The organism is Terriglobia bacterium, from assembly GCA_020072645.1.
Lineage (GTDB): Bacteria > Acidobacteriota > Terriglobia > Terriglobales > Acidobacteriaceae > Angelobacter.
The window spans coordinates 121,358-134,629 of record JAIQGK010000004.1; the positions used below are offsets into that span (position 1 = coordinate 121,358).

13 protein-coding genes are annotated in these 13,272 nt (G+C 54.6%); 8 read left to right on the forward strand and 5 right to left on the reverse strand.

Features of this window, described 5'->3' with window-relative positions; genetic code table 11:
• Positions 1 to 160: 160 nt before the first annotated feature.
• Both LAO76_07510 and LAO76_07515 read right to left on the reverse strand, forming a co-directional pair.
• Positions 161 to 745, reverse strand: coding sequence for a hypothetical protein (locus tag LAO76_07510; GenBank protein MBZ5490763.1), 585 nt, complete (start codon positions 743 to 745; stop codon positions 161 to 163).
• A 94-nt stretch (positions 746 to 839) separates the two neighbouring features.
• Entirely contained in the window at positions 840 to 2,882 is a 2,043-nt protein-coding gene (locus LAO76_07515) for a glycoside hydrolase (protein ID MBZ5490764.1), read from the reverse strand.
• Between the two features lie 220 nt (positions 2,883 to 3,102).
• Here LAO76_07515 and LAO76_07520 point away from each other — a divergent pair, with 220 nt between their 5' ends.
• From LAO76_07520 to LAO76_07555, 8 genes are all read left to right on the forward strand, one after another.
• Positions 3,103 to 3,753 carry a TetR/AcrR family transcriptional regulator gene (locus tag LAO76_07520; protein MBZ5490765.1) on the forward strand — a complete coding sequence of 217 codons (651 nt, stop codon included), beginning with the start codon at positions 3,103 to 3,105 and terminating at the stop codon, positions 3,751 to 3,753.
• A 597-nt stretch (positions 3,754 to 4,350) separates the two neighbouring features.
• Positions 4,351 to 4,752 carry a hypothetical protein gene (locus tag LAO76_07525; protein ID MBZ5490766.1) on the forward strand — a complete coding sequence of 134 codons (402 nt, stop codon included), beginning with the start codon at positions 4,351 to 4,353 and terminating at the stop codon, positions 4,750 to 4,752.
• A gap of 235 nt (positions 4,753 to 4,987) precedes the next feature.
• Positions 4,988 to 5,392: a hypothetical protein gene (locus tag LAO76_07530; GenBank protein ID MBZ5490767.1), complete on the forward strand. Its 405-nt coding sequence runs from the start codon at positions 4,988 to 4,990 to the stop codon at positions 5,390 to 5,392.
• Between the two features lie 10 nt (positions 5,393 to 5,402).
• Complete coding sequence (locus tag LAO76_07535) at positions 5,403 to 5,945, forward strand: C39 family peptidase (GenBank protein MBZ5490768.1); 543 nt, start codon at positions 5,403 to 5,405, stop codon at positions 5,943 to 5,945.
• On the forward strand, positions 5,918 to 7,633 hold the full coding sequence (locus tag LAO76_07540) for a tetratricopeptide repeat protein (protein ID MBZ5490769.1): 1,716 nt from the start codon (positions 5,918 to 5,920) through the stop codon (positions 7,631 to 7,633). The genes LAO76_07535 and LAO76_07540 overlap by 28 nt, the downstream gene beginning before the upstream one ends.
• A gap of 61 nt (positions 7,634 to 7,694) precedes the next feature.
• On the forward strand, positions 7,695 to 8,477 hold the full coding sequence (locus LAO76_07545) for a class I SAM-dependent methyltransferase (protein MBZ5490770.1): 783 nt from the start codon (positions 7,695 to 7,697) through the stop codon (positions 8,475 to 8,477).
• A gap of 36 nt (positions 8,478 to 8,513) precedes the next feature.
• Complete coding sequence (locus LAO76_07550) at positions 8,514 to 9,515, forward strand: SDR family oxidoreductase (protein MBZ5490771.1); 1,002 nt, start codon at positions 8,514 to 8,516, stop codon at positions 9,513 to 9,515.
• 238 nt (positions 9,516 to 9,753) lie between these two features.
• Positions 9,754 to 10,359: a hypothetical protein gene (locus tag LAO76_07555; protein ID MBZ5490772.1), complete on the forward strand. Its 606-nt coding sequence runs from the start codon at positions 9,754 to 9,756 to the stop codon at positions 10,357 to 10,359.
• A 48-nt stretch (positions 10,360 to 10,407) separates the two neighbouring features.
• On the opposite strand, the gene LAO76_07560 is transcribed toward LAO76_07555, so the two are convergent.
• From LAO76_07560 to LAO76_07570, 3 genes are all read right to left on the reverse strand, one after another.
• On the reverse strand, positions 10,408 to 11,289 hold the full coding sequence (locus LAO76_07560; protein MBZ5490773.1) for a DUF4097 domain-containing protein: 882 nt from the start codon (positions 11,287 to 11,289) through the stop codon (positions 10,408 to 10,410).
• 156 nt (positions 11,290 to 11,445) lie between these two features.
• A complete protein-coding gene (locus LAO76_07565) occupies positions 11,446 to 12,285 on the reverse strand; it encodes a dienelactone hydrolase family protein (protein MBZ5490774.1) in 840 nt (279 codons plus the stop codon).
• A gap of 191 nt (positions 12,286 to 12,476) precedes the next feature.
• Complete coding sequence (locus LAO76_07570; GenBank protein ID MBZ5490775.1) at positions 12,477 to 12,962, reverse strand: MarR family transcriptional regulator; 486 nt, start codon at positions 12,960 to 12,962, stop codon at positions 12,477 to 12,479.
• Between the last annotated feature and the right edge of the window lie 310 nt (positions 12,963 to 13,272).

Below are 13,272 nucleotides of genomic sequence, written 5' to 3' on the forward strand. Positions count from 1 at the left end.
TGAAATTAAAAGGTCTAATTTTCTATAAAAGTGGCAATCAGAGAGCACAAGGCGATGAAATTTCGTAGATTAGAAAGGGATTGTGAAAGAAAATGTCGGGTTTGAGGCTAACCAATTATGAATAAAGATGATGATCGATGACCGGCGCGAGTGAAAATATTTACGACTTTAGGCGCTTCAGAGCAAGCCGCGCCAGCGCTATGGATTTTTGAATCCGCGCGGCCTGTTCACGTACTCCGCCCACGCTGATGCGCAAAAAAGTGTTGCCTTTTAAAACATAGAGTGCTCCCACCATGGGGCTGCCGACCCAATAAGCCTGGTCTCCCACGCCTTTGGTGGTGCGCGGTTGCGTGGACTCAGCTTCTGCTTCTTTTGCGCCTTGGCGTCCAGCAGCCGCCTTGTCTTTTTCTTTCTCTTCAGGCTCGGGCTTGCCGGAGTGGAATTGTTTTTGCCAGAACGCGCGTGGGGAAGTGGTCCCGGAAGTTGCGATGGCTATGCTGACGGACTTGCTGGAAGAGGCGGTGCGAAAGAGGCATTGCGACATGACTAACCCGCCGGCAGGCTGTGTGCTCGGCTTAGTGTCCTGCACCGCGTCGCCTTGCACGGCCTGAATATCCGCACCGGTCAGGAGTGCGCAGGGATCCGGTCTGGATTGCTTTGGATCGTTGGGGGATTTTTGCGCGGCCGACATCACTCCGGCGAGCAGCAGGACGCAAGATATGAGTTGAAATACATTCTTCTTCATGGACATTTCCAGACCCAGAATTTTACCTGTAGCGGAGAAAGAAACAGCCCGCGCAAAAGATATTCTTCCGCGCGGGCCTGGTGGCTACACCATATTAGTGTTGGCGGTTGTCGTCGCAGTCTGGCCCACCGTGGACGCCGCTTGCGGGATCGCCGAAGCATAGTTTGCCGCCGCCTTCATCGTCACCGCTGCGAATGCCGAACTGCGTGCCATCGAAAGCAGAGAACAGCCCGCGCCCACCGGTCTGCCGCGCGATTGTCGCCAGCGCGTCTTGAGCCGTCACAGGCCCAGCCGTGGCATTTTGCGAAGGATCGGTCACGCAGGTTCCGGTGCAGCCATCGGCATAGCCCACGAGCACGCGGCCAAATTTATCCACGGTGATGTCGTTAAAGTCGAGCAGGTTGCGGCACGGATTGCTGCCGCCGCCGTTCCAGATGCAGCCGCGCTGTACCGGGTCTGAAGGAGTGGCGTCAGAGGTCGTCCAGGTGAGCCCGCCGTTGTATGTGAATGCAATGTAAAGATGCCAGACGCCAAGGAAGTCTGCGGATTGCGTATCGCCAAGGCTGGGTGTGCCGAGAAAAGCAAAAGCTGCGCGATTGTCGTCTCCGGCCACGACTTCAGCGAACTCGGCGTTTTGAATGCCGAAGGGAGTTCCAGCGTCCTGAGATTTCGACCAGTGCAGGCCGCGATCATGCGACACGGCAATCTTGGCATGGCCGTCAGAGTTCACGTAGCCAAAATAAATCGTATTGTTCTTGCCCGCGGAAACAGAGGGATCGCTGGTGGAACTGGTAGCATCCGGCACGGTGCGCACAACCCAGGTCAAACCATTATCAGTGGAAACGGCAACGCCGGCGCGGCTGACGCCTGCTGTGTCCTGGCATTTTTCATTGGGGACGTAGGCTGTGCCGTCTGGCGATACGCGAACGTGGCCGTGCAGGCCGCCGCAAGTTCCCGGCGCTATGGGCTTGTCCACCCCGTTGACGGTAGTGAATGTGTAGATAGGAACGCCCGGACCAAATGTGACGCCGCCATCGTCACTGCGTGAGCAGAATGCCGTGGCGATATCCTGCGAGCAGTAATAAATTGCGTGCGGATAAGTATGTACAGCCGGCGCGGGAGAAGCGTATGGACCTCCGCCAACCGTCTGGTGATCGACGCCCGCTGGCTGCCCTGAACCTTGCGTGGGAAGCCAGTCGTCTCCGTCATCGTCAGTAAATGAAAGCTCGCTGGTTACGCCGTTGAGCTGCGAAGAGAATGTGCGGTTCGTGCCACCCATGTGGCCATCGTCAGTAAAGAGAATGGGATCAAGGCTGACACGCGCGAAAGGCGAGCGCTTGTCTTCCCAGGTTGAAGTTGCGGGAGTGACAGTGTCATTAAAGGTGACGCGAAGCGTGTGATTTCCGGCCTCGATAAAAGCTTTGCCGGTATTCCAATCAACGCCGATGGAAGGTTCGCCGGCCGCATGCTGGCTGGCATCAGTGGAACCGACGGATGGTGGAATATTTTCCGGAGCAGCATAGTTGACGAAAGCGGGCGCACCGGGAGCAGGTGGAGGAGGCGGCGCAGTGGTCGGTCGGGGCGCAACCGTCATGCTGACCACAGCGTGCGCAGAAACAGGAAGCGGCACCGTAGATGCCACGGAACGAATATGCCACAGTCCATCAATTGGATCTGTGAGCGTCAGATCTTCTTCACCGGGGCCAGTGCTGGTGACGTCAGGCGATCCGGGACCGTGGTCCGCCGCGTTTGGACTGATGGCAAAGACATCAAGATCGCTGGGCGCGGTGCTGTTCCATGTGTACTTAATTGTTACTTGAACGGTGTTGGTTTGGTAAAAAGTTGCGGCGGGCGCGGGAAGCGTAATTGTCAAATCGTGGTTGTCGCACACGCCGGGCGGACAAGTGTCCTGAATACCCACGTTGGTAACGGTGCCTGCCACGACTGGACCAAAGTCCCAGGAAACCGGTCCTGAAGTGCTGCTGATGGAAGTCACGGTCTGGGCGGAAGCCGGCTGGGCCAGAATCAAAACCAAAGCAACTGCAAGCAAAGCGAGCCAATGACTGGAGAGGCTCGCCGTCAATCTGTTTTTATTTCCTGATTTTGGGGGTGCTGAGGGGGAGGGAAGCGTTGACATTGGTTTCTCCTGAAGCGTGAATTTCTGGAGCTGGCCGAAACCTACAAAAGTGATGGCAGTAGTAGCACTACCGCTGAACTTAAGAAGAAATATTCATGACCGGAGTTGCCAGATAGTTTTCCCAATATTTTCAATGAATTAGAGACATACCACCTTGCGTTGACTTTAGGGTGGTGGTACTACTTCATTGTGCGACTCTGCTTCTTCCGAAAGAAGGACTATGGCATCCGTTCCTAACCCGCTGACTTCCAAAGGCCCCGCTGCCGAGCGCATATTGAAAGCCGCCAAAGCACTATTTGCGGAATCGGGCTTTGAAAACACCAGCACAATTTCAATCGCACGAATGGCGCAAACCAGCGAATCGCAGTTGATTAAGCACTTTGGCAGCAAAGAGGGACTGCTCGAGGCGATATTTGAGGACGGGTGGAACCACATCGCCCAGGCTTTTGGCACTCTGGAATACATCCCGGCTCCTAGTTCCAAATTGCAGGCCCTGGTGGGATTGATTCTCTCCAAGCTGGAAGAAGACGAACAGCTCAAACAATTATTTTTGCTTGAAGGCCGCAGAATCCGCAAAGAAGGCCACATGGTCCTAATGACCAAGGGCTTCCTGGGGCTGGTGAACACGGCGGACAGATTGCTCAAGGAAATGCGCGACCTGGGACAGCTCCGTTCCGATCTGAATATTGAAGGCATGCGCTCCGCGCTGATTGGAATGATGGAAGGACTGTTGCGCGACAGAATGCTCTCCGGCAGAATTCCTTATGCATCGTCCTACACAGCGGAGGACATCCGAAAATTATTTCTTCACGTTCTGCATTCGTTCTCTGCCACTCCCGACTATCTCTCAAACCACGCGAAGCCTGCATAGTGGAGATTTTGCAGCTGACCTCTGACGACGTTCGACGATAGCGATCGTTTAATCCCACGCTCCATCCCACACAAAACTTTTTCTTCCAAAAATATTCAAGCAGTCAATCGATTTCCATTACGAAAATTCACACATCGTAGATGCTACTGTTCATTTTCGAACGTCGACGATTCATTTCCGCACAGTTGCGTGGGACGAGTGGTTAAAGAAAACGTAAGGAGTGAGTAAGTGGGATGAGTGAACGCTAACGCGTTGATGCACTTGCAGTCTAAAAAAATATGCTAAGCCAAATTGGTTGGAACTTTTGATTGTTTGGCATCGTCTTTGCAAGTGAGAAGAGAAGAACAAGAGCACGACAAGAGTTGAAAATGTAGCACTTAGGTTCACGGGGTTCAGGGAATGTTCGCGCCCACGGTTTTGGCGGCCCCAGGCGAGAACAGTCCCCGGAAATCGGCACGCATACGCGCGCCTGTTTCTTAACCCACGCCCAAGAATTGTAGGTCATCAGGCAATGAATTGAAAACTTCATTGCTGATGGAAAAAGGCCGCCCTCAACCGGTTCCCGCCGAACAGCGGGAAAGAATCAAAGGAGCGGTAATGAAGTCCACGTTATTTTCCCGGATCATATTCGCAACACTGGCGCTGGCATTGACCACGAGCGCTTTTGCAGCCAGCGATTCCCATAAAAGCAGCTTTGAGATTTCCGCCGCCACACAGGTGAACGGCACAACTTTGCCCGCGGGCGAATACACCGCCCAGTGGGAAGGCGCCGGGCCAACGGTGCAGGTAAACATTATGCAAGGCAAAAAAGTAGTGGCCACCGCGCCGGCGCAGGTAATTGCCCTGGACAGCAAAGCCAGCGAGACGCAGGCGGAAGTATCCAACGGAACCAAAGGCGAGCGCGAACTGAAGGCGTTGCAATTTGCGGGGAAGAAAGTCTCTCTGCAATTGGGAACGGAATCAGCTACGGCGCAGAGCAAAACAGCTTCAACAAACTGAGAACCGCCGGAATCAATTTGCTTTTACAGGGAGCAGGCAACTGCTCCCTTGCTTTGCAGTTCAAAGCTAATGAACTGGACCATTCACCGGGTATATAGAGGTTGCGCAGCGAGCGCGGAGATGGCTGGCGCTTTGCTGCGACGAGACCAGGAGTACTAGTACTCCGGTAAAAGTGCTCGCAATACGGTCATGTATACTTTCTATCTGGCCGGAACATTAGTGGAGGAGCTTGACTATGCATTTTGATTTGCGGCAATCCCTGCGGATGGCAATTGCCACCGTTCTGGTTGCACTCTTCATTGTTCCCACGGAGGCGCTTGCGCAAAGCCACGTGGTCAGCCCCGCGGACCTGCAAAAGGCAGCAACTGCAGCGTCGCAGGTAAGACAGCACAACCTGGATTCAATTCAACGCCTGTTGTCAACGCCGACGGCTGAAAAGGCCCTGAAGTCGGCGAAGATGGACACGCAGCAGGTGAAAACCGCGGTCTCAACCCTTAACGATCAGGAACTGGCCCAATTGGCGGCGCGGGCCGACAAAGCACAGGCTGACTTTTATGCCGGCGATCTCAGTGAACGCGATTTGATCCTGATTATTCTCGGCATCGCGGTGCTGGTGCTGATTATCGTAGCTGTCCGCTAGAAATATCTTCATGGCACGAAATATGCCGCAGAGACTCATTTGTATCCTGTGTCTCTGCGGCTTTGTCTTTGCCGCAACACACGGCGTGTGGCTGGACGTCCCTTTTATTAAGCAGGAAAAAGATGGTTGCGGCGCAGCCAGCATCGCCATGGTGATGCAGTACTGGCGCAAGCAACAGGCCAAGGAAATTGACGCTGCCTCTGATGCGGTGGAAATCCAGCGTGCGCTTTATTCCCGCAAAGACCATGGCGTTCGCGCTTCAGACCTGGAACATTATTTCCAGCAAAACGGCTTCCAGACTTTTGCCTTCGGGGGGAAGTGGGATGATTTGAAACAGCATCTGGAAAAAGGGCGTCCACTGATTGCCGCACTAAAGCCCTCGTCCTTAGAAAGTTCACTGCACTTTGTGGTGGTGGTCGGCATTGATCCTGCTGAAGGAGTGGTTTATCTGAATGATGCCGCGCAGCGCAAGCTTCTGAAGCAGGACCGCACGAGTTTTGAAAAGCAGTGGAGCGCCGTGGGCCATTGGACGCTGCTGGCGCTGCCGAAGTGATAAGTTCACGAAAAATTCTTCGCGTTTGCGTGCTGCTGGTGGCAACGCTGGGCTATTTGCACGGCTGGGCGCAGACAAATCCCACGCCCGCAGCCAAACAACTTTTTGAGCAGGAGAGATGGAGCGATCTGGCGCAGCTATTGCAGCAATCGCCCCGCAACAATGCCGATCTTGATTATTACTATGGTGTCGCGCTGGCGCACCTTGAGCGCTGGGCGGAAGCGGGCAAAGCACTCTCTGACGGCCAGCGGCTTGCTCCAAACGATAAGCGCTTTCCGATCGAGCTGGCCGGCGTGGCGTTTAAGCAGAAGAAATATGGTGAGGCCCGGCATGATCTCCATCGCGCGTTGCGGCTTGATGCGAAGGATGAGTACGCCAATGAATTTCTGGCGACGGTTTATTTCCTTGAAGGCAATCTGGAGGCGGCGCTCAAGTATTGGAACCGCATAGGGAAGCCACAGGTCACTGAGGTGCGAAGCGAGCCGGCGTTAAAAGTGCGTCCGGCGCTGCTGGACCATGCGTTCGCTTTTGCGCCCGCCAGCACGTTGACGCTGGAGGAATTGCTGGCCAGCAACTTTCGGCTGCGCGGCCTGGAAATTTTTTCCACGTACAAGCTGAGTCTAGAAGCGCGGCCTGACGGAAAGTTTGACGCAATCCTTCGCGCGCAGGAGCTGAATGGTTTTGGCAACAGCAAGCTTCAGGCGCTGGTCCGCATCTTCAGCGGAGCACTTTTTGAAGAGATTACGCCGGAGTATTACAACCTGCATGGCTCGGGCACGAACATTATTTCGCTGGCGCGGTTCGATACCGATAAGCGTCGCGCGGTGGCTGCGATCAACGGGCCGCTTGGAGGAAGCCCGAAATGGCGCTACCGCTTGGGCGCGGACTTCCGCAATGAAAACTGGACCGTGCAAACGTCTTTCACTGGATCAAGCACGTTCCTGGGCGCGACGAACCTTCGGCGGGAAAGCGTGGGCGCGGAGATCACGCGGTTTGTGGGCGCGCGCTGGAGTTGGACAACCGGCGTGGAGTTTTCACACAGGGATTTCCGCAACGTTGTTCCCGGCGTGGCGTTGACGCCGGAATTGCTGGCCAAGGGCTACCAGATCAAGCAGAAAGCGCAGTTCACGTATGAGCTATGGCGGTCGCCGGAAAAACGCCTGACCATTTTCAGCAGCGGCAAGTCCCAGGCGGGACGCTTATGGTCGGAACCGGGGCAGTCTTTTGAAAAATTGCAAGGCGCAGTTGGCATGCACTGGTATCCGCGCGAGCAGGGTGACGATTATGAAATGCAATGGCGCGCGCATGCCGGCAAGACGTTTGGACAAATACCGTTCGATGAACTATTCCTGCTGGGCGTGGACCGTGACAATGATTTGCCTTTGCGGGCGCACATTGGAACGCGCCATGGGGAGAAAGGCAGCGCGCCGTTGGGACGGAATTATTTTCTTTCCAACTGGGAAAGCGATAGACACGTGTATTCGAACGGAATTCTGACGGTGAAGCTGGGGCCGTTTCTGGATACGGGCAAGATACTGGATTCATCGGCAGCACTTGGTCCGCATAAATGGTTGTTTGATCTTGGCCCGCAGGCGAAGCTGAATGTGCTGGGAGTGGGCGTGGTGTTGCTTTACGGGAAAGACCTGCGCACGGGGAACAACGCGTTTTATACGGATGTAACGTGGTAAAGCAATCCAACGGCTGGCGGCAGAGTACACTTCCGCGAGCGTGAAATCGCTACAATGACGTATGGCTGAAGGAGTTAAAGATTTCTACGATCAGTTGGCCGGCAGCTACCATCTTATCTTTGAAGATTGGGAAGTTTCAATCCGTCGCCAAGCCGCAATCCTTGGAGCTATCCTTGAACGCGAGTGCGGCACTCCGGCGAGAGTAAAAGTCCTAGATTGCGCATGCGGAATTGGAACCCAAGCATTGGGTCTGGCCAAGCTGGGCTTTCAAGTCACCGCCTGCGATCTGAGTCCCTCCGCTGTGGAACGAACCCGCATGGAAGCTGACAAAAGAGGACTGAGCGTGCGGACCTTCGCCGCAGACATGCTGAATCTAACGGAAGTCCCGGATGGAGAATTCGACGCGGTTATCTGCATGGACAACGCCCTTCCGCATCTTGAGAGCGAGCAACAACTATTTCAGGCAGTAACCCAGATGCGGCGAAAATTGCGGCTTGGCGCGCTCTTCATGGCCAGCATAAGGGATTATGACAGTCTGGTGCGCGAGAAGCCGATGGTACAAGGACCCAATTTTTATTCTGGCGAAGAAGGCCGACGGATTGTCCATCAAGTATGGGATTGGCTGGATGATCGCCGGTACACTTTTCATCTTTATATAACCAGGGAAATCCAAGACGAATGGGAATCCCAGCATTATGTTTCGAACTATCGCTCGATTATGAGGGATGAATTGAGCGAAATTCTGGCAAGATCAGGATTCTCTGGGTGCCGCTGGATTCGTGCTGATGAGAGCGGATTTTACCAACCCATCGTACTGGCGAAAGCTAAGAGCACGACTCTCTAAGCCGGTCTGTTTGCCGGTTCCTTTTACAATATGCCCATGCGTTCACTCATCATCGGCGGCACAAGAAATCTGGGTCCTTCAATTGTTCACGCCCTGCTGCAACGCGGGGACGAAGTTGCGGTATTCAATCGCGGGCAAACGCGTGATGACCTGCCGGAAGAAGTTGAGCGGCTGCGCGGCGACAGAACGAATCCGGAAGAGCTGAAGCGTGTCTTGACTGGCAGGGAATTCGATTTGGTCATCGATACCACGCTGTACACCGGCGCTGAGGCGGAGGCTGCGGTCGAATTATTTACGGGCAAAGTTGGGCGGTACATCTTTCTGAGCACGGGGCAGGTTTACCTGGTGCGAGTGGGGGCTGAAAGACCTTATAAGGAGGATGATTATGCCGGGCCGGTGATGGCGGAGCCGCCGAATTCGAATATTTCAGAATACGAGAACTGGCGTTATGGTTTCGACAAACGCGCGGCGGAAGATGTATTCCCGCGCGCATGGAAGGAAGGCAAGTTTCCTTTTACCAGCCTGCGCCTGCCGATGGTGAACAGCGAACGCGACCACTATGACCGAATCTATGGATATTTTCTCCGCATTCAGGATGAAGGGCCGCTATTGATCCCCGACGAAGACGGAGCGCCGGTGCGGCATGTGTATGGTGAAGACGTGGTGCAGGCGGTTATGCGGCTGGCGGAAAGCGAAAAAGGCAAAGGGTCCGCATACAACATCGGGCAGGATGAGACTTTGTCTTTGGTTCAGTTCCTGGAATTGCTGGCGGAGACGATGCATTGTCCGTTGAAGATTGTGCGCGTGCCACGCGAAGAACTTGACCGCGAAGGCTTGTTGCCGCATTGCTCGCCGTTCAGTGGCAAGTGGATGTCGTCACTGGACAACGCGCGCAGCAAGGCAGAGTTGGGCATGCAGTACACGCCTGTGGCGGCATACGTGAAAAAGCTGGTCAGTTATTTCCAGGCCGTGCGTCCGCACACGGTGGAAGGCTATCAGCAGCGAGCGCGCGAAGTGGAAGTCGGGAAATCGAAATAGTCCTTCTCTGCAAATGCCCTGCGTTCGGCAGCGCGGGGTTGTATCAGGGACAAGGTTGTGCATTTTAGGTCGCAGGCAATTCAAACGCCATATTCCCAAACTATTCCTTACCCATCGCAAACACAACTTAACGGAATTGAAGAGAGCTTGTATCGCGGCGAGTGTTTGCATTCCGTAAGGGAAATCTATTTGAACGTTATGCCGGAATTTCTTTGAGACGGTTTTAACGGGAGGGTCCATGAGACACATGAAGGCGATGCTGCTGGGCGCAGCGTTAATGGCGGGAACCACGACTCTGGCGGTGGCACAGAGCATGGTCCCGGTGCAATGGGGATGGGGACAGCGCGACAACGATGACCGGCAGGCGTACAAAGAAGGATTCCGCCGCGGACAGGAAGACGCGCGGCACAATCGTCGCTTTGATCCAGACGACAGCCGGTGGCGCGAGCGCGACGACCGGCAGGCATACCGCTCAGGATACGAACGCGGCTTCCGGCAATATAGCGGCTACAACAATGGCGGTTGGGGCCGGGACCGCGATGGCGACGGGGATCGGGATGACCGCGATCGCGGAGTCTATAGCCGCGGCAATGGAGGTTACGGCGGATACGGAGCGAATGCTGCGCAGCAGTATGGCTATCAGGATGGAATTAATGATGGCGCGCGCGACCGTCGCAGCGGGCACAGCAATCGTCCGACGCAGGACGGCAACTACAAACATGCCGACCATGGCTACAGCTCAACCTACGGTGACAGGAATTACTACAAACAAGCCTATCGCCAAGCTTATGAACGCGGATACCAAGAAGGTTACATTAGCGGCGGCGGCTGGCGCCGGTACTAACTCAACGAAATGAAAAGCCATGCGGCGGGTCGCATGGCTTTTTATTTTTTACGAAGCTCCAGAAACTTTCTCCAGAGAGACCGATCCTTTTACCGTGCGCAGACGAAGCCGCGTGCCGCCCTGGTTCACCTTGCCGTGGAAACTTGAATTAAAGCTGCCGGATTGTGACGTCATGGGGAAGTCGGATCGGAAACTGGAGCGGCGTCCACCGTCATAATCCACGTCCATCCCGGCATTGGCGGGGACGCGCAGCACAATGCTGCCTTTTTCATTTTCCAGCGTAACGGACTCGCCCAGGCTGCGCGCGTCAACTGTGGCATCGGCTTTGTAGGATTTGATTTCCAGCGGCCCGCGCAGGTTCACGTTGCGCAGCTTCACGGTTTCCTTGTAAGTATCGATCCGCACCGCGCCGGTGGTGTCGGCAATCTCAATCGGGCTCTTGTAGCTCTTCACGCGAATGTCGCCTTGAATCCCGGACACTTTGATGTCGGGCTTGTAACTTTCAAGTTGCACATTAATCTGCCGGGGAACATGAATCTCCAGCTCGACAGCGGCCGTGTAGTCATGGCCCTGCCAGCAGAAAGTGCAAGTCCACTGCGGATATTTCACTTCCACGCTCACGCGGTTATTGTCGTTTTTGAAATTGACCTGGACGTTTTCCATCCACCATTTGCGATCAGCGTCATTGCCTTCAAAATGCTTGTTCACGTCGACTGCGACCTGGTTCGTGTCAGAGCCGGTAACGTGAATTGTTCCTTTGTAGTTGTCAACGGCCAGCGTGCCGCCGGAAGCAATGCTAAAAGTCTTTTGAAAGTGCGTTGACGGATCAGCACTGGTGCTGGACTGGCTAAGCAAGCTGGGCGTGGCCAAAGCAACAATTCCCACTATCGCAATGAGCCAGCCGATGGTGCGTTGATTCTGAGGGGTCATATTCGCCTCCTGATGGCAAGACTCTGCCTGCTGTTGAATACGTGCGAGAAGCTCACATGGTTCCGTCAGACAAAAAAATAAGCCAAAGGTAATCGATTGAGGCTGTTGCGGAGGGAAAAAAGGACGCCGGAACGGAATCCGGCGTCCGCAGTGCTTTTACATGGATTTGAGAAGTGACAGCCAGCGCGCCCAGCCTTCATCGTGTGCCTTTTTGTTGGCGACGGCCATATCGTGCTTCTGTTTTGCCGCAGGATCATTATTCGCAGCCGCCGCATCATTTGCGGGATCTTCACCGGCGCGCATAAATCCGTGGCCTGCGCCTTCATAGGTTACCGGATCATATTTTTTGCCGGCCTTCTTCATCGCCTCTGTGGTTGCTGGGACCGTGGCGCCAATGCGCGCATCATTGCCGGCATAGAAGCCATAAACCGGCGCCGTGATGGCGGAAACGTTGTCCGGACCGGGGCCGTAGAACACAAAGGCCGCGCTGAGGTCCTTGCGATTGGTGGCGAAACGGAAAGACTGTCCGCCGCCCCAGCAGAATCCCGCGACCGCAATCTTGCCGTTGGCGGCCGGAATCTTCTTGGCGTAGTCGGCCACGGCGTTCAGGTCAGCGGTAATCTGATCAGGGTTCAGCGATGAGATTGCCTTCCCGACTTCCTGGCTGGAAAACTCGCTGCTGCCGCCGCCCTTTGGCCCCATGCCGGAAAGCAGGTCGGGCGCAATCCCGATGTAGCCGTTGGCCGCCAGATCGTCCGCCACGCTACGCGCCCAGTCACTAAGGCCAAAGATTTCATGGATCACAATCACCACCGGCGCTTTCGCCTTGGTCTCCGGGTAAACGACGAAAGCCTGCACGGTGCGGTTATCGTGCTTGATCTGCACCCATTCTCCATGCCGCGAAGATTTTTCCAGTTTTTGTTTGGCCCAGTCCTGGGCAAAGCCCGTGGAAAGGCAGAGCAACAACGCAATTGAGACAGCAAGCGATCTTTTCATGCGGAAAAGTTTACTAGGATTGAGAGGGTGGGACAAATGGAAGGGCGTTAGTGGCGGGGAGTTTTTAGATTTGAACTGTAGCAGGTAAGGAGAGCCATTTCATGTCTTGCGTCATATCTTGCGGCCAGTTTGTTTTTCGAGAAATCACGGGTCAGAAGGCCAAGCGCAGCAGGCAGGCCCAGAGCAGGCGGTCATCGGCCACCGCGAACCAGAGCCGTCCGACCTGTTTGATGATTCGAAATCAATTGTCGAAGAGAAGAAAAAAGGATGGGGCCGATTTCCTGTAGCTCTGCCCTGGAAGCACTCGCTTGTTCCTGCATCATCCGTTTCCCCGCAGTCGTCAGGAGCAAAGTGACCACACGCCGGTCAAGCCCCACACGCTCACGGCGAAGAAAACCGCGCCGCTCACACCGGTCCACTAATCCCACAGTTGTGTTGTGGTTCAATTGCATCCGTTCCGCCAGGGTCTTGATGGTGGGCATCTGGTGTTCCGGCAGGCCTTCAATGGCAAGCAGCAGTTGATATTGCTGCGGGCTATACCCTCTACCCCTTGCCTTTTCCTCCATGTAGCGCAGGTATCGGCGTATCTGATAACGAAACTCCGCCAGGGCCTTGTACTCTGTCCGGCTCAGGGTTTTAACCTGATCATTGCCGCGAATGCGATTTTTATTTTGCATGTGTTGAAAACTTTCTACCATATTTTCCAGAAGTATGTTCAGGGACTGCTTAAGAAACCTAACAATTTTATCCTGTTGGGAATAACCGCCGGGCCGGTCAATCCAAGGGCAGCAACTTAAGACTTTTTAATGTAATTGACTCTGCGTGCTGCTGGTAGTATGCTGCTCCCAATTCAATATCGCATTACGATATTGTTTTTTTTCTTCATATATATCCTATTGCGATATTGTTGAACCATGGCGAAAGCGCGCAACGCAGCAAGCGGGCTTTCCTCAGGGCGGCCCTTGTTCCACCTTTGGTAATTCATTG

Excerpts from the sequence above, each read along its gene's own strand:
- LAO76_07510 (MBZ5490763.1), bottom strand. The coding sequence starts at position 745 with ATGAAGAAGAATGTATTTCAACTCATATCTTGCGTCCTGCTGCTCGCC.
- LAO76_07550 (MBZ5490771.1), top strand. The coding sequence starts at position 8,514 with ATGCGTTCACTCATCATCGGCGGCACAAGAAATCTGGGTCCTTCAATT.
- LAO76_07560 (MBZ5490773.1), bottom strand. The coding sequence starts at position 11,289 with ATGACCCCTCAGAATCAACGCACCATCGGCTGGCTCATTGCGATAGTG.
- LAO76_07570 (MBZ5490775.1), bottom strand. The coding sequence starts at position 12,962 with ATGCAAAATAAAAATCGCATTCGCGGCAATGATCAGGTTAAAACCCTG.
- LAO76_07525 (MBZ5490766.1), top strand. The coding sequence starts at position 4,351 with ATGAAGTCCACGTTATTTTCCCGGATCATATTCGCAACACTGGCGCTG.
- LAO76_07520 (MBZ5490765.1), top strand. The coding sequence starts at position 3,103 with ATGGCATCCGTTCCTAACCCGCTGACTTCCAAAGGCCCCGCTGCCGAG.
- LAO76_07555 (MBZ5490772.1), top strand. The coding sequence starts at position 9,754 with ATGAGACACATGAAGGCGATGCTGCTGGGCGCAGCGTTAATGGCGGGA.
- LAO76_07535 (MBZ5490768.1), top strand. The coding sequence starts at position 5,403 with ATGGCACGAAATATGCCGCAGAGACTCATTTGTATCCTGTGTCTCTGC.
- LAO76_07530 (MBZ5490767.1), top strand. The coding sequence starts at position 4,988 with ATGCATTTTGATTTGCGGCAATCCCTGCGGATGGCAATTGCCACCGTT.
- LAO76_07545 (MBZ5490770.1), top strand. The coding sequence starts at position 7,695 with ATGGCTGAAGGAGTTAAAGATTTCTACGATCAGTTGGCCGGCAGCTAC.
- LAO76_07565 (MBZ5490774.1), bottom strand. The coding sequence starts at position 12,285 with ATGAAAAGATCGCTTGCTGTCTCAATTGCGTTGTTGCTCTGCCTTTCC.
- LAO76_07515 (MBZ5490764.1), bottom strand. The coding sequence starts at position 2,882 with ATGTCAACGCTTCCCTCCCCCTCAGCACCCCCAAAATCAGGAAATAAA.